Annotated in this window: 17 protein-coding genes and 1 tRNA gene; 9 read left to right on the top strand and 9 right to left on the bottom strand. The window is 65.5% G+C overall.

Translation table 11 applies throughout. The annotated features are described in order from the left end of the window. The first annotated feature begins 41 nt into the window (after window positions 1–41). Window positions 42–644, top strand: a complete 603-nt coding sequence (locus LNV28_RS00505; protein WP_263517001.1) for a hypothetical protein — start codon at window positions 42–44, stop codon at window positions 642–644. A gap of 3 nt (window positions 645–647) precedes the next feature. On the opposite strand, the gene LNV28_RS00500 is transcribed toward LNV28_RS00505, so the two are convergent. From LNV28_RS00500 to LNV28_RS00485, 3 genes are all read right to left on the bottom strand, one after another. Then, window positions 648–1547, bottom strand: coding sequence for a plasmid recombination protein (locus LNV28_RS00500; protein ID WP_263517002.1), 900 nt, complete (start codon window positions 1545–1547; stop codon window positions 648–650). Between the two features lie 729 nt (window positions 1548–2276). Continuing rightward, window positions 2277–2353 (bottom strand) — tRNA-Met (locus tag LNV28_RS00490). Between the two features lie 137 nt (window positions 2354–2490). Next, on the bottom strand, window positions 2491–3396 hold the full coding sequence (locus tag LNV28_RS00485; protein WP_263517003.1) for a delta(1)-pyrroline-2-carboxylate reductase family protein: 906 nt from the start codon (window positions 3394–3396) through the stop codon (window positions 2491–2493). A 280-nt stretch (window positions 3397–3676) separates the two neighbouring features. On the opposite strand from LNV28_RS00485, the gene ftsY reads away from it, so the two are divergent. Beyond that, window positions 3677–4822 carry a signal recognition particle-docking protein FtsY gene (gene ftsY / locus LNV28_RS00480; protein WP_263517004.1) on the top strand — a complete coding sequence of 382 codons (1146 nt, stop codon included), beginning with the start codon at window positions 3677–3679 and terminating at the stop codon, window positions 4820–4822. Between the two features lie 109 nt (window positions 4823–4931). Here ftsY and ffh read toward each other — a convergent pair whose 3' ends face one another. Continuing rightward, window positions 4932–6338, bottom strand: coding sequence for a signal recognition particle protein (ffh, locus tag LNV28_RS00475; protein ID WP_263517005.1), 1407 nt, complete (start codon window positions 6336–6338; stop codon window positions 4932–4934). Window positions 6339–6388: 50 nt separating this feature from the next. Between ffh and LNV28_RS00470 the strand changes: the two genes are divergently transcribed. The 7 genes from LNV28_RS00470 (at window position 6389) to LNV28_RS00440 (ending at window position 17097) form a co-directional block, all read left to right on the top strand. Then, a complete protein-coding gene (locus LNV28_RS00470; protein WP_263517006.1) occupies window positions 6389–7261 on the top strand; it encodes a cytochrome C assembly family protein in 873 nt (290 codons plus the stop codon). 18 nt (window positions 7262–7279) lie between these two features. Continuing rightward, on the top strand, window positions 7280–7525 hold the full coding sequence (locus tag LNV28_RS00465) for a PP0621 family protein (RefSeq protein ID WP_263517007.1): 246 nt from the start codon (window positions 7280–7282) through the stop codon (window positions 7523–7525). Further along, a complete protein-coding gene (locus LNV28_RS00460) occupies window positions 7522–9450 on the top strand; it encodes a sensor histidine kinase (RefSeq protein ID WP_263517008.1) in 1929 nt (642 codons plus the stop codon). The genes LNV28_RS00465 and LNV28_RS00460 overlap by 4 nt, the downstream gene beginning before the upstream one ends. A gap of 7 nt (window positions 9451–9457) precedes the next feature. Beyond that, the gene (locus tag LNV28_RS00455) at window positions 9458–11038 is read left to right on the top strand and encodes a sigma-54-dependent transcriptional regulator (RefSeq protein ID WP_263517009.1); all 1581 of its coding nucleotides are present in this window, start codon (window positions 9458–9460) and stop codon (window positions 11036–11038) included. Between the two features lie 793 nt (window positions 11039–11831). Further along, window positions 11832–14738 (top strand): ribonucleoside-diphosphate reductase subunit alpha, encoded by a 2907-nt coding sequence (locus LNV28_RS00450; protein ID WP_263517010.1) that lies wholly within the window; start codon window positions 11832–11834, stop codon window positions 14736–14738. A gap of 239 nt (window positions 14739–14977) precedes the next feature. Then, on the top strand, window positions 14978–16189 hold the full coding sequence (locus tag LNV28_RS00445) for a ribonucleotide-diphosphate reductase subunit beta (RefSeq protein ID WP_263517011.1): 1212 nt from the start codon (window positions 14978–14980) through the stop codon (window positions 16187–16189). Between the two features lie 233 nt (window positions 16190–16422). After that, entirely contained in the window at window positions 16423–17097 is a 675-nt protein-coding gene (locus LNV28_RS00440) for a histone H1 (protein WP_263517012.1), read from the top strand. Between the two features lie 136 nt (window positions 17098–17233). Here LNV28_RS00440 and LNV28_RS00435 read toward each other — a convergent pair whose 3' ends face one another. From LNV28_RS00435 to aroQ, 5 genes are all read right to left on the bottom strand, one after another. Further along, window positions 17234–18604 (bottom strand): zinc-ribbon and DUF3426 domain-containing protein, encoded by a 1371-nt coding sequence (locus LNV28_RS00435; protein ID WP_263517013.1) that lies wholly within the window; start codon window positions 18602–18604, stop codon window positions 17234–17236. Window positions 18605–18691: 87 nt separating this feature from the next. Further along, on the bottom strand, window positions 18692–19591 hold the full coding sequence (prmA, locus tag LNV28_RS00430; protein ID WP_263517169.1) for a 50S ribosomal protein L11 methyltransferase: 900 nt from the start codon (window positions 19589–19591) through the stop codon (window positions 18692–18694). A gap of 47 nt (window positions 19592–19638) precedes the next feature. Further along, window positions 19639–20988, bottom strand: coding sequence for an acetyl-CoA carboxylase biotin carboxylase subunit (accC, locus tag LNV28_RS00425; RefSeq protein ID WP_263517014.1), 1350 nt, complete (start codon window positions 20986–20988; stop codon window positions 19639–19641). A 9-nt stretch (window positions 20989–20997) separates the two neighbouring features. After that, complete coding sequence (accB, locus tag LNV28_RS00420) at window positions 20998–21459, bottom strand: acetyl-CoA carboxylase biotin carboxyl carrier protein (protein WP_263517015.1); 462 nt, start codon at window positions 21457–21459, stop codon at window positions 20998–21000. A gap of 69 nt (window positions 21460–21528) precedes the next feature. Continuing rightward, entirely contained in the window at window positions 21529–21984 is a 456-nt protein-coding gene (gene aroQ, locus LNV28_RS00415) for a type II 3-dehydroquinate dehydratase (RefSeq protein WP_263517016.1), read from the bottom strand. Window positions 21985–22003 lie beyond the last annotated feature (19 nt).

Genomic DNA, 22003 nt, shown 5'->3' with positions numbered 1-22003 from the left:
TATCTGCACACACGACACATCACGTCGAAACATCCGAGCACATGAGCAACATCAATCTGGGCCGCGTTACGGCCTACATGCCGCCGCAGCAAGCAGCCATCGTCCATGCCTTGGTGCGCATTTGCAGGCGGTCCGTCGGAGACATTGCTCGCACGCTGCTCCAGCGTGATGCCGGCGCTGGTCAGGAGGCTTCACTGAACGAAATCAAGGCGGCCATGGCCAAGCTCGACGATGCCGTGGTCAATGAGATCACTGGGACGCTTCCTTTGACTGGGGGCCGCGCACGCATTGCGACCCGCATTTCACAGGAGGATTTCGAGTGGTTGGAGGCCGCTGCGGCGGCCGACAGGAGGTCGCTGTCCGAGATGGCGGGGACCTTGATCGTTGAGCGGCTGGAACTGCTGCGTCGCGCCGCACTCAATGGGGCCGCCAGCACTGCGCAAAAGAGCGCTAAGGGAGCGTCCACGTCGCGGGCCCGCACGGCTCCGCGCGTCGCCGGGAAGATGGGGCAAGAGTCAGGATTGAGCAGCGAGGCCCTGCGCATCGCCGCAGCCATCGACTCGGTCGCCAACGACAAGTACCGAGCCGCGATGGTCATGGCTATTGATCACATGGTCGTCTGCGGCAGGCTGCTGGGCGAATAGCCGCTAGGGAGCTGGTTGCAGGATGCCTTGCCGGGTGCAACTTTTTGCAACCTTGCCTGCAACCGAGCGCGCCGGCTGTAGCGAGGACTTCTTGGGCGATCTGGCCGGAGGCCGATAGCGGCGCGGCTGATCTTGGCTTCTGTCATCGCCATTCTTCTTTGCGGCGGGTACGGAAGCGCCGGAGTGCGCGGTCTTCGGCGGCGGCTGGCCAGCCACTTCGCCCATGTCGATGTCGTGCGCGAAGGGGACAGGGTCCCTGTGGATCGCATCGCGGATCGAGGGCCAGGTCTCGTCGCGCAAAAGTGGACTGTGCCGTTCGTGCAGCCGCCGGATGACGGCAGCCGCGAGGTATTCCTTCTCCTTGGTGGACAAGCGACCTGCCAGCATGGTTAGGCCGTACTTGGCGGCCACCTCGTCTCCGAACTGCTGGTGCAGGCGGAACAGGTCTGCCAGGCCACCGAGGGCCTTACTTCCGCTCAACTTGCCATTGATGAGCGGCATGACGAGGACATGCAGGTGTCGCTTCGCCTCGTCGTAGTGGATGTCGGCGCTCAGTATGTTGCCCTCGCCTCCATAGCGACGGCCAAGCCATGCGGTAGCGTCAGCGAAGAACTGGCGCAGCTCGGTGTGGTGTCGAGTGGGCAGGCTGATGACGAACTCGATGCACAGGATTGCATTCTTTCGGGGAACGACGCCGGCGGCCTCAAGCCATGCCCGCGCGTATGCCGTTACTTCGCTAGCAGCGGCCGTGCCCGTCAGGTGCGCGTTCAGATGCGCAAGGTCCGGATCGATACGACGTCGCCGGCCATCCTTCTCCGGGATCTGGCGGCGGTTGTGCTTGATCGCGTACAGCAGCCTTGCGGTGCCGCTGATGGTCTTGGCTTTGAGGAAAACGCTACTCACGCGCAGGTCACTCCGGCGATCAGGCTGCGGATCAAGTCGACGGACCAGACCAAGCGGCCGTTGATCCTGGATGGCCGGAGTGGGCCGTTGTCCTTGCATGCCCAAAGGCGTAGCGTCTGCGGCGACCTGTTGAGGTGGTACGCGGCCTCGTCCGTCGGCAGCGCGGAGCGGGCTTCTTGGTCGAGCGGGGTGATGAGCGGTCTTGTCTTTTGCGCCATTGATTTGTTTGACACGGGGCATTGGGCCCGTGTTGAACAGTAATGTGCCGGGTTCCATTTTTTGTGGGGACTCTTGCGAATCGCATCAAAGCGAGATGCCGGCCGCAAGAGTCCCGGCAATTGCAAAATCAGCGATGTGCTTCTGCGCGCGGGAAGTTCAGCTGCAATGCCTCGTTGGGCGGCGCATCGTTCAGTGCGCCGCTGGGCCTGCTTCGCAACCTCGATACAGAGCATAGGGAATTGCGCGGAAAGCCATCGATGGTCGCGCCGGAAAGCGGCGCGTCGAGCGCCGGCAGCGTCAATCCAACCGAGCTACGCGCAAAGTGCGCGTTGGCGAAAATGCGCGTGTTGCTTCGTTCTTGGCGGCCTGACCGTGGTTGCCGAAGCCCTGGCTCGGGATTCGCCAAATGGTCTTACATCCGCCCTTACATCGTGCGACGAAGCCAGAAAGCAAAAAGCCACCGCTAGGGTGGCTTTTGCGTCTAAGTACTTGATGTACATAGACTTTATTTGGTGGCGCTTCAGGGATTCGAACCCCGGACCTGCGGATTATGATTCCGTCGCTCTAACCGGCTGAGCTAAAGCGCCTCAAGCCCTCTACTATAGCATCGGTTTTTCCGGCCGTGCAAGACTTCTTTGAAAAAATCTCAGGAAATTTGAATTCGACGGGGCGATGAGCCCGTGGATGCGAGTTGCCGCGCGTGGTTCCGGCAGGTCCGCCCATGTCAAGGCTTGGGTTGCAGCGCGACCCGCACCGCTGCCAGGTCCCAGGCCGCGTGGCCGACGGTTTTGAAGAGCAGGGGCGCACGAATCAGGTCGGGATGACGCAGCGCTTCGGCCAGGCTGTGCACGCGGGTCCAGTCGATGCCGGCTTGCAGCAGGTCGCCGGCTTCATGGCGGGCGCCGTCGAGGTCGTCGACCCAGACCTGGCGGCGGCGCACTTCGCTGGCCGGCAGCTCGGCCATCTGTGGCGTGAAGCTGCCGATGCCGACGATCAAGGTGGGGTCGGCCACATGCGCGGGCAGCACGGCGCTGAGGCTGGTGGTGGCGGCCACGGTGACCTCGCAGTCTTCCAGCGCTTGATCCAGAGCCATGCCGCGCAAGCCGCTCAGGCCTTCTTTGCTCAGCTGCGCGGCGAAGGCTTCGCCCTGGCCGCGGTTGCGGCCCACACATCGCAGCTGCACGCCGGGCCAGCGCTGGCTCATGGCCCAGGCGTGGCTGCGTGCCTGCTCGCCGGTGCCGACCAGGGTCAACACCGCGGGTGGGCGCTGCAGCAGGGTTTCGATGCCGAGCAGGGTGACGGCTGCGGTGCGGCGCGCCGTGACCACCGAGCCGTCCATCACCAGCAGTGGTTCGCCGTGGCTGGCGCTGCTGACCAGCAGGCGACCCTGGATGGTGGGCTGGCCGAGGGCGCGGTTGGCGGGGGTGACGGCGACCAGCTTGGTGATGGCGTACTGCGCATCGGTGCAGGGCATGGCCAGATAGCTGCCGCCCTCGGGCAGGGGCAAGACGGAGCGGGTGGCCGCATGGATGGTGCCGGCGCGCAAATCTCGCATGGCCTGGGCCACGGCTGGAATCAGGCGGTCGAAGGGCAGCAGGCCGGCCGTGGCCTGGGCGTCAAGAATGTCCATCGTTGCGTGGGCCGGACGGGGTCGCCGACGGCCTGAAGCGAAGCGGGCTTTGAGTATCCACCGCCGAGGCGGCTCTGGGTGTCGCCGGGCTGCCCAGGGGGCGCCGTTTATGATTCGGGCGCGATCGCATGCGTGGGTGTCGAGCTGAACCCGGCGCTGCGATCCGGAACCCCGATGACAAGGTTGAGCGACGCGCCGGCACCGCCGGCCCGCTTGCCCGCCGACGCTGCCCCGGCTTCGCGATGACGAAGTTGCCGCAGTGCCGCAGCCAAGAGTGCCCATGTTCAGCTTCTTCAAGAAAAAGTTCTCCAGCAGCCCGGCGCCCGAGCCCGTACCGGCGCCCGCGGTGGCCAGCGTCGATCTGCCCCAGGCGCCGCCTGAGGCTGTTGTCGCCGCAGTGCCGGTGGCTCCGGCTCCTGTGGCCGCGCCCGCGCAGGCCGCGGTGCTGAGCGCCGAGCCTGTGACGGTCAGCGCGCCCGCCATGCCTGTGGCACCGATCGCGCCGGTGCCTGCCCCGGCACCCGAGCCCCGTCGCAGCTGGATCGACAAGCTGCGCCAAGGCCTGCGCAAGACCGGTTCCAGCATCGCCCAGGTCTTCACTGGCACCCAGATCGACGATGCCCTGTACGAAGAGCTGGAAGAGGCGCTGCTGATGGCCGACACCGGCGTCAAGGCGACCGAGTATTTGTTGACGGACCTGAAGCGCCGCGTCAAGGAAGCCAAGGCGACCGACCCTCAGGCGGTGCGTGGCCTGCTGGTCGAAGCTTTGGCCGAACTGCTCAAGCCCCTGGAGAAGAGCCTGGCCGTGGGCCAGCACAGCCCGACGGTGATGATGGTGGTGGGCGTCAACGGCGCCGGCAAGACCACCAGCATCGGCAAGCTGACCCGCCATCTGGCCGAGGCCGACCAGAAAGTGCTGCTGGCCGCGGCCGACACCTTCCGCGCGGCGGCGCGCGAGCAGCTGTCCGTTTGGGCCGACCGCACCCAGGTGCAGATCATCAGCCAGGAGGGCGGTGACCCGGCCTCGGTCACATTTGATGCGGTCAGCGCCGGCCGCGCGCGCGGCTGCGATGTGGTGCTGGCCGACACGGCCGGCCGCCTGCCGACGCAGCTGCATCTGATGGAAGAGCTGAAGAAGATCAAACGCGTGATCACCAAGGCGCAGGCCGACGCGCCGCACGAGGTGTTGTTGGTGGTGGACGGCAACACCGGCCAGAACGCGCTCAGCCAGGTCAAGTCCTTCGATGACGCGCTGGGCCTGACCGGTTTGATCGTCACCAAGCTCGACGGCACGGCCAAGGGTGGCGTGCTGGCAGCCATCGCCCGCGAGCGGGCCATACCGGTCTACTTCATCGGCGTGGGCGAGAAGCTGGAAGACTTGCAGACCTTCAATGCGCGCGAGTTTGCGCAGGCCTTGCTGGAGTGAGTGGTGAGCCGTGAATCGGTGAACGGCTCGGCCTGGGCGCTATGAAAAAAAGCCACCGGATTGCGGTGGCTTTTTTGTGGGCGAGCGGGGAGCGCTCGAGTGCGCGGCTTCAGCCGCCCAGGCCACCCATGCCGCCGCCGCCCATCATGCCCTTCATGGCTTTCATGCCGCCCATCTTCTTCATCATCTTCATCAGGCCGCCGCCGCTCATCTTTTTCATCATGCCCTGCATCTGGTCGAACTGATTGAGCAGGCGGTTGACGTCCTGGATCTGCACGCCGGCGCCGGCGGCAATGCGGCGCTTGCGGCTGGCCTTGCTCTTGCCGTCCATCAGCAAGTTGGGCTGACGGCGTTCCTTGGCCGTCATGGCGTTGAGGATGCCTTCCATGCGCTTCATATCGCGCTCGGCGCGGTCCATGTCTTGCGGGCCGGCTTTGGCAGTCATCTGGGTGGGCAGCTTGTCCATCAGGCCGGAGAGGCCGCCCATCTTCTTCATCTGCGAGATCTGTGCCAGGAAGTCGTTGAGGTCAAAGCCGCTGCCGGTCTTGAGCTTGTCGGCCAGCTTCTGTGCGGCGGCCACGTCCACGCCCTTGGTCACTTCCTCGACCAGGGCGACGATGTCGCCCATGCCCAGCACGCGGCCGGCATGACGCTCGGCGTCGAAGACCTCCAGGCCGTCGAGCTTCTCTGACGTACCCGCGAACTTGATCGGTGCGCCGGTGATCTGGCGCACCGACAGGGCGGCACCGCCGCGCGAGTCGCCGTCCAGCTTGGTCAAGATCACGCCGGTCAGGGGCAGGGCTTCCTTGAAGGCCTTGGCCGTGTTGATCGCGTCCTGGCCCTGCATGGCATCGACCACGAACAGGGTTTCGACCGGGTTCAGCACCGCGTGCAGATCGCGGATCTCGGCCATCAGCGCTTCGTCGATGGCCAGGCGGCCGGCGGTGTCGACCAGCAGCACATCGAAGTAATGCTTCTTGGCGTAGTCAATAGCCGCCAGGGCGATGTCGTGCGGCTTTTGATCGGGGCTGGAGGCGAACCATTCAGCGCCGGCCTGGCCGGTGACCGTTTTGAGCTGCTCGATGGCGGCCGGGCGGTAGACGTCGGCGGAGACGGTCAGCACCTTCTTCTTGCGCTTCTCGATCAGGTGCTTGGCCAGCTTGCCGGTGGTGGTGGTCTTGCCGGCGCCTTGCAGGCCGGCCATCAGGATGACGGCGGGCGGCTGGGCGGCCAGATTGATGTCGGAAATGCCCTCGCCCATGGTGGCGGCGAGTTCCTTGTGGACGATGGACACCAGCACCTGGCCGGGGTTGAGCGAGCCCACCACCTCGGCGCCCAGGGCTTTTTCCTTGACCCGGGCAATGAAGTCGCGCACGACGGGCAGGGCCACGTCGGCTTCCAGCAGGGCCATGCGCACTTCGCGCAGCATCTCCTGAACATTGCTTTCGGTGATGCGGGCTTGGCCACGCATCGTTTTCACGAGCTGGCTCAGGCGGTCGGTCAGATTGGAGGCCATCGGGGGTGGCGCCGGACCGGAGGGGCGGCGCGCAAAAGTACACTGTGGCGATGATTTTATCGTTCGTCTCTGCCGAGGCCGCCCAAGCCCTGCTGACCGGCTTCAGCGTACTGGCCGTGGCCGCCTATGCCTGGGCCGCCTGGCGCAGCGAAACTCGCCCCGCTGAGGGAGGTGGCCCGGCTGCAGAGCGGCCCGCCTGGCCCGTGCATCTGGGCCTCTTGTTGCCCTTCGCGGCCCATTTCTTGGCCTTGTTGGTGGACATCTCGGGCCTGGGCCTGGCGCAGGCCGGCGCGCGCTTCGGTTTTGCGCCGGCGCTGTCGATGACGGCCTGGCTGGTGCTGGCGGTCTACTTGGTGGAAAGCCGCCTGCTGCCGCTGCCGGGTGCGCGCCGGGTGCTGGCGCTGATGGCCCTGGTGACCGTGCTGCTGGCACTCGTGTTTCCGGGCGAGAGCCGGCCGCAAGCCGCCTCGCCTTGGGCGCCCTTGCATTGGGTGCTGGGCCTGGCTTCTTATGGCTTATTCGGTGTGGCGGTGCTGCACGCGGTCCTCTTGAACCGGGCCGAGCGCCAGATGCGCCAGGTCGGTTCGGGCACGGTCGGCCGTGCGCGGTCAGCCAGCCCCGGTCTGCCGCTGCTGCGCCTGGAGCGGCTCACCTTTCAGTTTGTTGGCGCGGGTGTGACCATGCTGTCCCTCGCTTTGCTGCTGGGCTGGTGGTTCACGCCGCAGTGGCGCTGGGATCACAAGAATCTTTTCGCCGTGCTGGGTTGGGTGGTTTTGACCGGCTTGCTGACTGGGCGCCGCATCTTTGGCTGGCGCGGCCGCCGCGCCACCCGCTGGCTCTACTTCGGCGCGCTGCTCTTGCTGCTGTCCTATGCGGGTTCGCGCTTTGTGCTGGAAGTTGTTTTGCAGCGCCCGCCGCTGTGATGGATTGCTGAGCCTGCCATGAAATACCTGATCTTGATCGGCCTGCTGGCCTTGTTGTTCTTTGTGCTGGGTTTCAAGCGCGCGCGGCCGCCGCAGCCGCCTGCCGCCAGCAAAGCGCGTGATTCAGCGCCCCAGGACATGCTCAGCTGTGCGCATTGCGGCCTGCATCTGCCGCGTGATGAAGCGCTGCCGGGGCAGGGCGGGGTGTTCTGCAGCGCCGCGCATCGCGCCAGCTATGAGGTGGAGCATGGCGGCGGGCGATGAACAAGGCTGAGCCGGCCCAGTCCTGGTTCGGGCCGGGCAGTGAGGCCACGGCCGCTGCAGCCGAAGGCGATGCCGACACGGAGTCGCGCTTCGGTGGCCTGGGCAGCGCCAGCGGCTTCAGCGCGTCAGGCTTCGACGAACTGCAGGCCGAGGCTGCGAGCGCGCCAGCCGGTGATTCGCCGGATTTCTTTTTTCAGCAGGGGCGCCGTCTGGCACAGGCCGGTGGCAATGCCTTCGGGCGTCTGTACCGGGCCTTTCTCGCCGCTCGCGCGGCCCTGGGCCTGGTCCTGGTGGCCACGCAGGTGATCGCCGGTTTCCTGGGCTCGCCGCCGCCGCGCTGGACCTTGGGCCTGTGCTTGCTCTATGCCGCCGAGGCGCTGGCGCTCTGGCTCTTGCCGCGCCTGCAGCGCGGGGCCACGGCGCGCAGCCTCGCGCGCGTGTCCAGCCCGCAGTGGTGGGCCAGCATCGGCCTCGACCTCGGCTTGTTCGGCTTGCTGCATGCCTTCGATCGCTTGGCCGGCGTCAATTACGGGGCGCTCTTTGTGCTGCCGGTGCTGATGGCCGGTGTCTTGACGCCGCGCCTGCTCGCTCTGGCCACGGCCGCGGTGGCGGCCTTGCTGATGCTGGCCGTGTCGGGTTGGGCGGTGCTGGAGGGCGCCGATGTCGGCCTGCGCATGACGCAGGCGGGCCTGGTTGGCAGCGGCTTTTTTGTCGTCAGCCTGCTGGCCAGCGAGTTGGCCAGCCGCTTGGCGCGCGAAGAACGGGCAGCGCGCGGCAGCATGGAGTTGGCGCGCCAGCAGGCGCAGCTGAACCGCCTGGTGATCGACGAAATGCAAGAGGGTGTGCTGGTGGTGGACCGGCGCGGCCGGGTGCGGGCGGCCAACCCGGCGGCCCGCATTCTCTTGGCCGATGCGGCGCCGCTGGCGTCGCAGGGGGTGCCAGGCGCGCCGGCCATGGTGCGCAAGGCGCCGTTCCAGCTGCGCGGCGTGCCGGCCTGGCAGCCGCTCGAGGCCGCCGTGGAGCAGGCCTTCACGGCCGGCAACTGGCCCGAGCTCGGGCGCGATATCAGCCTGAGCTTTGCCAGTGGCTGGCAACGCAGCCTGCGCCTGCGCATGCGTTTCACGCGTCGCCGCGAGCCCAACACCACGGAAGATTTGTGCGTGCTGCTGATCGAGGACAACCGCCAGGTCCAGGCGCGCAGCCAGCAGGAAAAACTGGCCGCCATGGGCCGGGTCTCGGCCGGCATTGCGCATGAGATTCGCAACCCGCTGGCCGCCATCGACCAGGCCAATGCCTTGCTGGCCGAGGACCTGGCCGAGCCGCGCGCCCAGCAGCTCACGCGCATGGTGGCGTCCAATGTGCAGCGCCTCAAGCGCATCGTCGAGGACGTGCTCGAAGTGGCGCCGGGCGCGGTGCCCACGCCGGTGCCGGTCGATGCCAGCACCCTGGTCAACGAAACCTGTCTCGATTGGGCGCGGACCAATCAGCTCGCACCGGGGCCGCTGGATCCGCTCAGCTGCATCGTGCCTTTGCAGCCGCTGATCGTCAGTTTCGACCCCGAGCATCTGCGCCGCGTGCTGGTCAATCTGCTGGACAACGCCTTGCGCCATGCCGACCCGGGGCCCGCCTCGGTCCAGGTGCATCTGGACAGCGAAGCGTCCGCGGCCGGCCCGGGCTGGGCACGGTTGCTCATCTTCAATGCCGGTCGCCCGATCGCGCCCGAGGTCGAGCGCCACTTGTTCGAACCCTTCTTTTCGACCCGCAGCCGGGGTTCGGGCCTGGGCTTGTACATTTGCCGGGAGCTGTGCGAGCGCTACGGCGCCCGCATCGATTACCAGCGCCGCCATGACGAAGCGCTGCCCGGCAACGAGTTCGTGCTGCGCCTGCGCTTGATGCCAGCCAGCAGCCCCGCCAACCTGATCTGAGACACCCATGAGCAGCAGCAGTCAACCTGCCGCCATCGGCCCCACGCACCGGCTGCTGGTGGTCGATGACGAACCCGATTTGCGCACGCTCTATGAGCTGACGCTTTTGCGCGAAGGCTATGAGCTGGAGACCGCCGGCACCGTGGCCGATGCACTGGCGCGCCTGCAAGCCCAGAGCTACAGCGCCGTCATCACCGACATGCGCCTGCCCGATGGCAGCGGCCTGGACCTGCTGCATTGGTTGGAGCAGCAGGGGCGGGGCGAGAAGACGCTGGTGATCACGGCCTATGGCTCGGCCGAGAACGCCGTCGAGGCGCTCAAGGCCGGGGCTTATGACTACCTGACCAAGCCGGTGGACCTGCGCCAGTTCCGCCTGGTGGTGGCTTCCGCTCTGGGGCGTGTGGCCGCGGTGAGCGCGGTCCAGGCTGCGCCAGCTGCAGCGGCGCCGTCTCCCGTGCTGCCATCGGCGCCGGCCGCCGTCGCGTCGGCTGCACCCGCACTGTTGCCGACCAAGGCTGCCGCCGCACCGCGCCGCGCGGCCCCGGCCGGCTCGGCTCTGGACCGACTGGCCGGCCAGTCAGCGGCCATGCAAGAGGTGCGGGCCTTGATCGACAAGGTCTCCCGCAGCATGGCGCCGGTGCTCTTGCAGGGCGAGTCCGGCACCGGCAAGGAGCTGGTGGCCCGCGCCATCCACGACAGCGGCGTACGCGCGCGCCAGCGCTTTGTGGCGGTCAACTGCGGCGCCATTCCCGAGCAGCTGCTGGAGGCCGAGTTCTTCGGTTACCGCAAGGGCGCTTTTACCGGCGCGCATGAAGACCGCGAGGGCTTTTTCCAAGCGGCCGATGGCGGCACCCTGTTTCTTGACGAAATCGGTGATCTGCCCCTGGCCATGCAGAGCAAGCTTTTGCGCTCCATCCAGGAGCGCTCGGTGCGTCCTGTGGGGGCCGTGGTGGAGGCGCCGGTCAATGTGCGCATCCTCAGTGCCACTCACAAGGATTTGGGTGCCGAGGTGGCGGCCGGGCGTTTCCGCCAGGACTTGTTCTACCGCCTCAATGTGATCCAGCTGCGCGTGCCGCCGCTGCGCGAACGCATCGAGGATGTGGCGCAGATCGGCGAACAGGTGTTGACGCGCATTGCCCACGACGCCGGTGTCTCGCCGGTGCCGCGCCTGACTGCGGATGCACTGGACCTGCTCGCCCGCTATGCCTTTCCCGGCAATGTGCGCGAACTCGAGAACCTCCTGCATCGGGCGCTGGCTCTGTCGGGTGGGGAGTGGATCTCGGCCAGCGATCTGGGCTTGCCCGATGCGGTGCTCGATGATTCCCAACTGGCAGCCTTGGATGCTCTGGATGAGACCTTGGGCGCTGCGCCGGCTGCACTCGGTGCGGCCGAGTCCGCCTCAGACTTGGCGACTGCGGAACTGCCCGCCGACCTGGCCCTCTACCTCGACGAAGTGGAGCGCGACATCCTCTTGCGCGCGCTGGCCCGCCACCGCTTCAACCGCACGGCGGCAGGCGCCTCCCTGGGCTTGAGCCTGCGCCAGATCCGCTATCGCATGGCGCGCCTGGGCATCACGGCGGGCGAGTGATTCGGAGAGTCAGGGTCTGAGGCCGGACGGCCGCAGCCAGGCAAGGTAAAAAAACGTAAGCGTGGCAGCCTGCTTGGCGTGGCGCTGAGGGCTGCGGACCCAAGCGCTACGCCGAGCTGAGCGCCAGCTAGCGCCTTTGCGCGCGAATTGATCGCTGATGCTGCCTCTGGCACCGCCAGGATTGGCGCGGCTTGGCGCTCGATTCGGGCTGCCAAGCCAAGCGCCATGCGGGTCTGCGCGCCCATGGCCCCTGGGCATCGGGGTCGGCGCGCGACGAGGCCTCGCGGGGGCGGGTACGGCCCTTGATTGCGTGTCGGCAAAGACACCATCGCATAGCCACTTCGCACCGGCCCGTCAACGGGATAGATACGCTATTGGTAGTGCTTGAGGGGCTTCTCGCCCCCAGATATAGTGTCCGTCATGGTATCCTTCACGCTTGGCTGCGGTGCTCTGAATCGCCTGCTTGTTGCCCTCGGGCAGCTCGGGTGGGCGCAGAAACCCCGGTTCGCCGTCGAGGCTTCGGTGGCTGCTCAAGGTCTGGTTCAGGCCTTGCGGCAGCCAAGCAGGAGCAGGCGCCACCCGCTATGGATCGCGGGCTTCGGCGTCATCCTCGCAGCGTTCGGCCGACGGGCATCCTTGCTTTGCAGGGCAGCTGCCTCGGCCCTCAGCCAACAACAACCATTGCCAGACCCGATGCGGTCCGGCGTGTCTGCACGGAGCTTCACGGCTCCCGCTGCACGCCGCCGCATCGCCATGTATTTTTGAATCAAACGTGACACCCCAAGGAAGATCCATGCAGACACAAGCCGCTCCCGCTGTGAACCCGGCCCCCGAAGGCGCCAGCCGCCTGGCCTCGTCGACACTGAGTCTGGCCGCCCAGTCGGCCTTCCAGGCTTACCAGATCCTGCGCCGCAACGGCGCGGTGGTGGCCTTCGAGCCGAGCAAGATCGCCGTGGCCCTGATGAAGGCCTTCCTGGCCGTGCATGGCACGACCGGCGCGGCCTCGGCCAGCGTGCGTGAGACGGTGGACGGCCTGACCGAAGCGGTGGTGCGTGCCCTGTTGCGCTCGCGTCCGAGCGGCGGCACCTTCCACATCGAAGACATCCAGGACCAGGTGGAACTGGGCCTGATGCGCGGCGGCCATCATGAAGTGGCGCGTGCCTATGTGCTGTACCGCGAGCGCCGCTTCCAGGAGCGCCAGCGCCAGGGCGTGGTCGACACACCGCCGGCCGAGAACACCTTGACCGTGATCGACAACGGCCAGCGCGTGCCGCTGGACCTGCCGCATCTGCAAAGCCTGATCGTGTCCGCCTGCGCCAATCTGGGCGCTGACGTGAAGCCCGAGCCCATCCTGGCCGAGACCAAGCGCAATCTGTACGACGGCGTGCCGATCGACGAGGTCTACAAGGCCTCCATCCTGGCTGCTCGTACCCTGATCGAAAAAGACCCGGGCTACAGCCGCGCCACCGCACGACTGCTGCTGCACACGATCCGCCGCGAAGTGGTGGGTGGCGAGATCAGCCAAGAACAGATGCAAGAGCGTTACGCCGAGTACTTCCCCAAGTACATCAAGAAGGGTGTGGCCGCTGAGTTGCTGGACGAGCGCCTGGGTCAGTACGACCTGGCCCGCCTGGGCGCCGCGCTCAAGGCCGAGCGCGATCTGCAGTTCGACTACCTGGGCCTGCAGACCCTGTATGACCGCTATTTCCAGCACATCGAAGACAAGCGCATCGAAATGCCGCAGGCCTTCTTCATGCGTGTGGCCATGGGCCTGGCGCTGAACGAGATCGACCGCGAAGCCCGCGCCATCGAGTTCTACGAAGTGCTGTCGAGCTTCGACTTCATGTCCAGCACCCCGACCCTGTTCAACTCGGGCACGCGCCGCTCGCAGCTGTCGAGCTGCTACCTGACCACGGTGGCCGACGACCTGGACGGCATCTACGAGGCGCTGAAAGAGAACGCGCTGCTCTCCAAGTTCGCCGGTGGCCTGGGCAATGACTGGACCCCGGTGCGCGCCCTGGGCTCGCACATCAAGGGCACCAACGGCAAGTCGCAAGGCGTTGTGCCTTTCCTGAAGGTGGTCAATGACACGGCCGTGGCCGTGAACCAAGGCGGCAAACGCAAGGGCGCTGTCTGCGCCTACCTGGAAAGCTGGCACCTGGACATCGAAGAATTCCTGGAGCTGCGCAAGAACACCGGCGATGACCGCCGCCGCACCCACGACATGAACACCGCGAACTGGATCCCCGATCTGTTCATGCGCCGTGTCATGGATGGTGGCGACTGGACCCTGTTCAGCCCCTCGACCTGCCCGGACCTGCACGATCTGTTCGGCAAGGCCTTCGAGACCGCCTACGTGGCCTACGAGGCCAAGGCCGACCGTGGCGAGATCAAGCTCTTCAAGCGTCTGCCGGCCAAGGACCTGTGGCGCCGCATGTTGTCCATGCTGTTCGAGACCGGTCATCCCTGGATCACCTTCAAGGACGCCTGCAATGTGCGCTCGCCCCAGCAGCATGTCGGCGTGGTGCATTCGAGCAACCTCTGCACCGAGATCACACTGAACACCAACGACAGCGAAATCGCCGTCTGCAACTTGGGTTCGGTCAACTTGGTCCAGCACTTGAAGGACGGCGGCGTGGATCACGCCAAGCTGAAGAAGACGATCTCGACGGCCATGCGCATGCTCGACAACGTCATCGACATCAATTACTACGCGGTCAAGAAGGCGCGTGACTCCAATCTGCGCCACCGTCCGGTGGGTCTGGGCCTGATGGGCTTCCAGGATGCGCTCTATGCGCTGCGCACACCGTACGCCTCCGACGCAGCGGTGGAGTTCGCCGACCGTTCGATGGAAGCGATCTGCTACTACGCCTACCAGGCTTCGACCGAGCTGGCCGAAGAGCGCGGCCGCTACTCCTCCTACCGCGGCTCGCTGTGGGACCGTGGCATCCTGCCGATCGACTCGCTGGAGCTGCTGGCTGAAGCGCGTGGCGGCTATGTGGAAGTCGACCGCTCGACCAGCATGGACTGGGACGCGCTGCGTGCCCGCATCGCCACCCACGGCATGCGCAACAGCAACTGCGTGGCCATCGCCCCGACCGCGACCATCTCCAACATCATCGGCGTGGACGCGTCGATCGAGCCTTGCTTCGGCAACCTCTCGGTCAAGTCCAATCTGTCGGGCGAGTTCACCGTCATCAACGAAGCACTGGTGCGTGACCTCAAGGCCCTGGGCCTGTGGGACGACGTGATGGTCATGGACCTGAAGCACTTCGACGGTTCGCTGCGCCGCATCGACCGCGTGCCTGAAGAGCTGAAGAACCTCTACGCCACCGCCTTCGAAGTGGAAACGCAGTGGTTGGTGGAAGCCGCCGCGCGCCGTCAGAAGTGGATCGACCAGGCGCAGAGCTTGAACATCTATATGGCCGGCGCCTCGGGCAAGAAGCTCGACGAGACCTACAAGCTGGCCTGGCTGCGCGGCTTGAAGACCACCTACTACCTCCGCACCATGGGCGCGACTCACGCCGAGAAGAGCACGGTGACCAAGTCCGGTCAGCTCAATGCGGTGTCCTCCGGTGCCGCCGGCGGCATGGTGTCGGCACCGGTTGCTGCCGCTCCGGTGGCCGTCGAGCCCGAGCTTCCTGCCACCGACATGAAGTTCTGCTCGATCGACAACCCCGATTGCGAAGCTTGCCAGTAAGCGAATGAAAAAGAGGCGATCGCAAATCGCCTCTTTTTGTCTGTGGCCCGCGATGTCAATGTTCATCGATATCGCCGGCCATTTGTATGCATAGATTTGAAGTTATGTGTTGAAGCGCCCGGTGTGCATTTGTTCCAGAAATCGATGCAGGCCAGCAACGCGCAAGGCGTCTTGATGTCAAGAAGTCCTTGGTGTTTGAACACAACACTCTGATAATTCGACACGATAGGAAGTCCACCATGTTGGTTTGGGAAGAAGACCTGAAGCCTGCTGATTCAGCCACTGCAAATGCCGCATCCAGCCCCGCTGCGAATGCGCGTGTTGATGCCTCCGTCGGCGCTGCAAACAGCGCCGCCCCGGCAACTGGCCTAACCCCCTCCTCACCGGCCACCGCCGCGGCCGTGCTGGCTGCGTCGCCGGCCCAGGCTGCCGAGCGCCGCGTCAAGGCCGCCGACAAACGCATCATCAATGGCCAGACCGACGTCAACCAGTTGGTGCCCTTCAAGTACAAGTGGGCCTGGGAGAAGTACCTGGCCACCTGCGCCAACCACTGGATGCCGCAGGAAGTGAACATGTCGCGCGACATCGCGCTGTGGAAGAGCCCGAACGGCTTGTCTGAAGACGAGCGCCGCATCATCAAGCGCAACCTCGGCTTCTTTGTCACCGCCGATTCGCTGGCCGCCAACAACATCGTGCTGGGCACCTACCGCCACATCACGGCGCCTGAGTGCCGCCAGTTCCTGCTGCGCCAGGCCTTTGAAGAGGCCATCCACACCCACGCCTACCAGTACATCGTCGAGTCGCTGGGTCTGGATGAGGCCGAGATCTTCAACGCCTACAACGAAGTCAAGTCGATCCGCGACAAGGACGAGTTCCTGATCCCCTTCATCGGCGCGATCATGGACCCCAACTTCCACACCGGCACGCTGCAAACCGACCAGACCCTGCTGAAGAGCCTGATCGTGTTCGCCTGCCTGATGGAAGGTCTGTTCTTCTACGTCGGCTTCACCCAGATCTTGGCCATGGGTCGGCAGAACAAGATGACCGGTGCGGCCGAGCAGTACCAGTACATCCTGCGCGACGAGTCCATGCACTGCAACTTCGGCATCGACCTGATCAACCAGATCAAGCTTGAGAACCCGCAGCTCTGGACCGCCGAATTCAAGGCCGAGATCAAGGCCTTGTTCATGAAGGCCGTCGAGCTCGAGTACGCCTACGCCGAAGACACCATGCCGCGTGGCGTGCTGGGCCTGAACGCATCGATGTTCAAGGGCTATCTGCGCTATATCGCCAACCGTCGTGCCACCCAGATCGGTCTGGAGGAGCTCTTCCCGAATGAAGAGAACCCCTTCCCCTGGATGAGCGAAATGATTGACCTGAAGAAGGAACGCAACTTTTTCGAAACTCGTGTCATCGAGTATCAAACCGGTGGTGCGCTGAGCTGGGACTGAAGCCGCGCGGGCCCTGGCCTTCGCACTCCATCGCAGTTCATCGAGAGAGATCAGAGACATTCGTAACCGCCATTTGCAGCGTCACCGGCCCGAGGTCGGTGCGCTCAAACGGCACCCCGATTTGCCGTACCGGAGCACTCCTCCTGGGTGACATCTGGACGGTAAATAACTGCGCTGCAGCGGCCTCGCTGACTGTAGGCAGTGCTCTTTTCACTTGATCAAGGAGAACTGAAATGGCAACTGCAAAGAAGGCTACGGCCAAGAAGGCCGCCGCTCCGGCGAAGAAGGCTGCTGCTGCACCGAAGGCTGCTGCACCGGCAAAGAAGGCTGCTGCTGCGCCTAAGGCCGCCGCACCGGCGAAGAAGGCTGCAGCTCCGGCCAAGAAGGCCGCTGCACCGGCGAAGAAGGCCGCGGCTCCTGCCAAGAAGGCTGCTGCACCGGCGAAGAAGGCCGCGGCTCCTGCCAAGAAGGCTGCTGCACCGGCGAAGAAGGCTGCCGCTCCTGCCAAGAAGGCAGCTGCACCGGCGAAGAAGGCTGCTGCTCCTGCCAAGAAGGCAGCTGCACCGGCGAAGAAGGCCGCTGCACCCGCCAAGAAGGCGGCAGCTCCTGCCAAGAAGGCCGCTGCACCCGCCAAGAAGGCCGCTGCGCCGATCAAGCCGCCCGTGAAGAAGGCTGCTGCGCCGATCAAGCCGCCGGTGAAGAAGGCCGCTGCGCCGATCAAGCCGCCGGTCAAGAAGGCTGCCGCTGCCCCCAAGGCCGCCGCTCCGAAGGCTGCTGCACCGAAGGCCGCTGCCGCCAAGCCGGCTGCCAAGAAGGCTGCTGCCAAGCCCGCTGCTGCTGCTCCCGCAGCCAAGACGGCGCTGAGCCCGCAAGCCGCATGGCCCTTCCCCACAGGCAACAAGCCCTGAGGAACAGGGTGACCGCAGTCGGCTTGCGCCGGCTTGTGGTTTCCCGCTTCGAACCCGGCCTCGGCCGGGTTTTTTTACGCCTCTTGCTTTTGTTGTGGCGCTGCAGGCCGCGGCCGTTCCGCGCCGAACGGGCCGCTCAAGGGTAGAAGAGTTCCACGCTGTATCCGCTCACGGCACGCTCGCCGGTGGTCAGGAGGGTGTTCACCGGCAGCTCACTGCTGGCCGCCAAGGCGTCCTTGCTCAGACCGAAATCCTGGGGCGACAGGGCCCGGCGTGCGATCAATTGGCCGCTGGCGTCGGTCAGGCTCAGCTCGACCCAGGGCAGGGCCAGTTCGAACTCGCTCTTGTTGCGCAGGCTCAAGGCCAGCTTGTAATGATGGCCTGAGCCGGCTTGGCTCAGCGCGCTGCTGTCGACGCTGAAACTTTCCAGTCTTTGCCAGGGCTTGAGTTCGCAGCGAGCCAGCTCACAGAAGGCTTGGAGGTCGGGGCGCAGCTGCGGATAGCGGGCCACCAAGGCATCACGGAACTGCCAAGTCGCCTGCGCACCCAGGGCCACCAGGGCCAGGCCGCAGAGCAGTCCCAGGCTCAGCCGCACCCAGAGTCGCCCCCAGAGCGCGTGACTGCGAGTGGGTCTGAGGAATTCGGGCAGCTCGGCTGAGCCGGTCGTTTGGGTTCCAGTGGCGACTGCAGCTGCGGAAGCTGACGCTGAATTCGCTTGCGCGGCTGCTTCGGCTTCGGCCAGCAACTCGCCGCCGGCGCCCAACGTGGTCGCCTGAAAGCCGTGATCGTCTTCCTCGACGGTATTCGATGCTTTCGGCTCATGGGCTGCTGCAGCGCCCCGGTTCAGCTGGGCTTGGCGCTCGCTTTCCGCCAACATCGCCGATTCGATCTCGGCCGCGATCTCGGCGCGCTGCTTGGCCTGCGCTTGCTCAGCGAGCAGACGCGCCATCTCCTCCTGAACTTCCTGCTCGATCTGCTGTTCGATCTCAGGCTCGGTCCAAGGCGGTGCTGCATCCTGCGGTGAGGCGGCCGGGGGGGCGTCAGGCGCTGGCTCATCGATCCAGCGCGGCTCATGGCGCGAGTCCATGGCGGCGGCGACGATGGAGTCGTGCGCGCCGAAATCCATGCGCGGGTTGCCTGGGTCGCTCAGCTCATGGCGCGGGTGTTCGGGTTCGGCGGCGAAGTCGACTTCGCTCGGAGCGGGCGGCGGCCGGCGGATGTTCGAGTCGGGTTCGGGCGCGGCCTTGACCACGGCCTTGGCGGGCGCTGGCGCGAGCTGGCGCTCGTCGCGCATGGCCAGGTCCATGGCCGGGGTGGCCAGGGCGGCCGGCGCGGGAACGGGTGGCCAGGGCGGCGGCGCTTCCAGGTCGATGTCGAACAACTGCTCGCGGGCGTCGAAAACTTCGGCGCAGCGGCCGCAACGCACCCAGCCTTCCGAGACCCGGAGCTGGTCTTCCACGACGCGGAAAATGGTTCCGCAGGCGGTGCAACGGGTGGCAAGACTCATGGCGTGATCATGCCATGAGTCCGCCCAGGCTCAGGGCTAGGCAAGCCCGAACTCGATCGCGAATTCGGGCTCCGCACCATGCCCGAATCAAGCCGCAGGGCGCTGTGCCGTCATCAGGATCCAGCCCTCTTCCTCGTCGCTGACGTCCAGCTTCAGCCAAGGGGCGTAAGCTTCCTTCAGTTCCTCGGCCTGGCGAGCCAGGATGCCGGCCAGAATCAGGTGAGCACCTGGGGCCAGATGGGCGGCCAGCAGCGGAGCCAGCAGCTTGAGCGGCGTGGCCAGGATATTGGCCATGACCAGCGGGTACTCGCCTTGCGCGGCGTCTGGCAGAGCTGCGGTCAGCGTGACCTGATTGGCCTTGGCATTGTCCCGGCTGGCGGTGATGGCCGCCGGGTCGATGTCGACCGCGTCGATGTTCTGCGCGCCATGCAGAGCCGCGCCGATGGCCAGAATGCCGGAGCCGCAACCGTAGTCGAGCACGCGGCTCCAGCTCGGGCTGAGCTCGGCGTGGCGGGCGATCCAGCGCAGGCACATGCGCGTGGTCGGGTGGGTGCCGGTGCCGAAGGCCAGGCCCGGATCCAGGCGCATGATGCGCTGGGCTTGGGCCGGAGCCTCATGCCAGGACGGCACGATCCAGAACTCGGGCGTGATCTCGACCGGCGCGAATTGCGACTGCGTCAAGCGCACCCAGTCCTGCTCGGCCACCGCCTGGATCGCCTGCACATGGACATCGGCCGCCCAATCCTGGCTCAGGATCAGGGTGGCGCATTCGGTGGCTTCGTTCTCGTCCGGGAACAAGGCCTTGACCACCGAGCGCTGCCAGCCGCCGCGCGGCGCCGGCATGCCGGGTTCGCCGAACAGTGCTTTCTCGGCGTCGGTGTCGGCATCGGCGTCTTCCACCGACACCGCCAGCGCGTCCAGCTCCATCAGCGCATCGCTGACGGTCTCGACATCATCCTCGCCGCAGATCAGCAGCAGCTCGTGCAGCGTGGCCGGGTTCGGCTCGTCGGCCGTGTCTTGTGCAGTGGTGTCGCTCATCGCTTGTGTTGGCTCATCCAGCCTTCGAGGTAATGGATGTTGGTGCCGCCTTCAACGAACTTGGCGTCCACCATCAGCTCGCGGTGCAGCGGGATGTTGGTCAGGATGCCTTCGACCACGGTCTCGCTCAGGGCGATGCGCATGCGGGCCAAGGCCTGCTCGCGGGTGTCGCCGTGAACGATGATCTTGCCGATCATCGAGTCGTAGTGCGGCGGCACGACGTAGTTGGTGTAGACATGCGAGTCGACGCGCACACCCGGGCCGCCCGGTGCGTGCCACATGGTGATGCGGCCCGGCGAGGGCGTGAACTTGAACGGGTCTTCGGCATTGATGCGGCACTCGATGGCGTGGCCGCGCATCGTGATATTGCGCTGGGTGAAGGGCAGCTTCTCGCCGGCCGCCACCTTGATCTGCATCTGCACGATGTCGATGCCGGTCACCAGTTCCGTCACCGGGTGCTCCACCTGCACGCGGGTGTTCATTTCGATGAAATAGAACTCGCCGTTTTCGTACAGGAACTCGAAGGTACCGGCACCGCGGTAGTTCATCCTGCGGCAGGCGGCGGCGCAGCGGTCACCGATCTTTTCGATGATGCGGCGCGGGATGCCCGGTGCCGGTGCTTCTTCGAGGATCTTCTGATGGCGGCGCTGCATGGAACAGTCGCGCTCGCCCAGCCAGACCGCGCTCTTGTGCTCGTCGGCCAGCACCTGGATCTCGATATGGCGAGGGTTCTCGAGGAACTTCTCCATATAGACCTGGGGGTTGCCGAAGGCGGCACCGGCTTCGGTGCGCGTCATCTGCACGGCATTGACCAGCGCAGCTTCGGTGTGCACGACACGCATGCCGCGGCCACCGCCGCCACCAGCGGCCTTGATGATGACCGGGTAGCCGATCGAGCGGGCGATCTTGATGATCTCCTTCGGGTCCTCGGGCAGGGCGCCTTCGGAGCCCGGCACGCAGGGCACGCCGGCGCGGATCATGGCCTGCTTGGCCGAGACCTTGTCGCCCATCATGCGGATGGATTCAGGCGTCGGGCCGATGAAGGTGAATCCGCTGCGCTCGACACGCTCGGCAAAGTCGGCGTTCTCACTCAGGAAACCGTAGCCGGGGTGGATGGCCTCGGCGTCGGTGACCTCGGCCGTGGCGATGATGGCCGGCATGCTGAGGTAGCTTTGCGCGGACGCGGCCGGGCCGATGCAGACGGCCTCGTCGGCCAGCTTCACGTATTTAGCGTCGCGGTCAGCTTCCGAGTAGACGACCACCGACTTGACGCCCAGCTCGCGGCAGGCGCGCTGAATCCGCAAGGCGATCTCGCCTCGGTTGGCAATCAGAATCTTCTTGAACATCGCAGGTCCTTATTCGATGACGAACAAGGGTTGACCGAATTCGACGGGCTGGCCGTTTTCGCACAGCACCTTGGTGATGGTGCCGCTGAAGTCCGCATCGATCTCGTTCATGATCTTCATCGCTTCGATGATGCAGATCGCCTCGCCTTCCTTGATCTGCTGGCCGACTTCAGCGAAGGGCTTGGCGTTCGGGCCGGAGGCGCGGTAGAAGGTGCCGACCATGGGCGACTTGACGATGTGGCCGGTTTCGGCCGGAGCTGCGACAGGCGCTGCGACCACCGGTGCTGCGGCAGCCACGGGTGCGGCGGCTGCGACCGGTGCGGCGGCGGGTGCTGCCATCATCATGGGCACGGCCACCGAGCCATCCGACTTGACGATGCGGACCTTGCCGTCGGCTTCGGTGATCTCGAGTTCCGAGATGTTCGACTCGGACACCAAATCGATCAGGGTCTTGAGCTTGCGCAGATCCATAGAATTTCTCCAGCGAATTGATATTTATTGTTGGTGAAACAGGGCGGCCGGATGGGCCGCCACCCTCGACTACTGCTTTTGTTGCGCTTGTGTCTGCAACTGCGTCAGTGCGTAATTCAGTGCCAGCCGGTAACCTTGGGCGCCCAGGCCGCAGATCACGCCCACCGCGAGCTCGGAAAAATAGCTGTGCTGGCGGAAGGCTTCGCGCTTGTGGACGTTGGACAGATGGACTTCGATGAAAGGCAGGGCCACGGCGGCCAAAGCGTCCCGGATGGCCACGCTGGTGTGCGTGTAGGCAGCCGGGTTGATGATGATGAAGCGGCAGCCTTCTTGCGCGGCGGCCTGAATCCGGTCCACCAGTGCACCTTCGTGGTTGCTCTGGAAGGATTTTAGTTCAGCTCCGGCATTGGTCGCCATCTCAGCCAAATCAGCGTCAATTTGCGCCAAAGTCTGTGATCCATACACCCCTGGCTCCCGGGTTCCGAGGAGGTTGAGGTTGGGGCCATGAATGACGAGAATTTGCATCGGCAAGGTCTTGGAGGAC

Origin of the sequence: Paucibacter sp. DJ2R-2 (assembly GCF_025717675.1) — a bacterium.
Lineage (GTDB): Bacteria > Pseudomonadota > Gammaproteobacteria > Burkholderiales > Burkholderiaceae_C > Paucibacter_A.
This window is presented reverse-complemented; position numbering and strand designations above follow the sequence as displayed.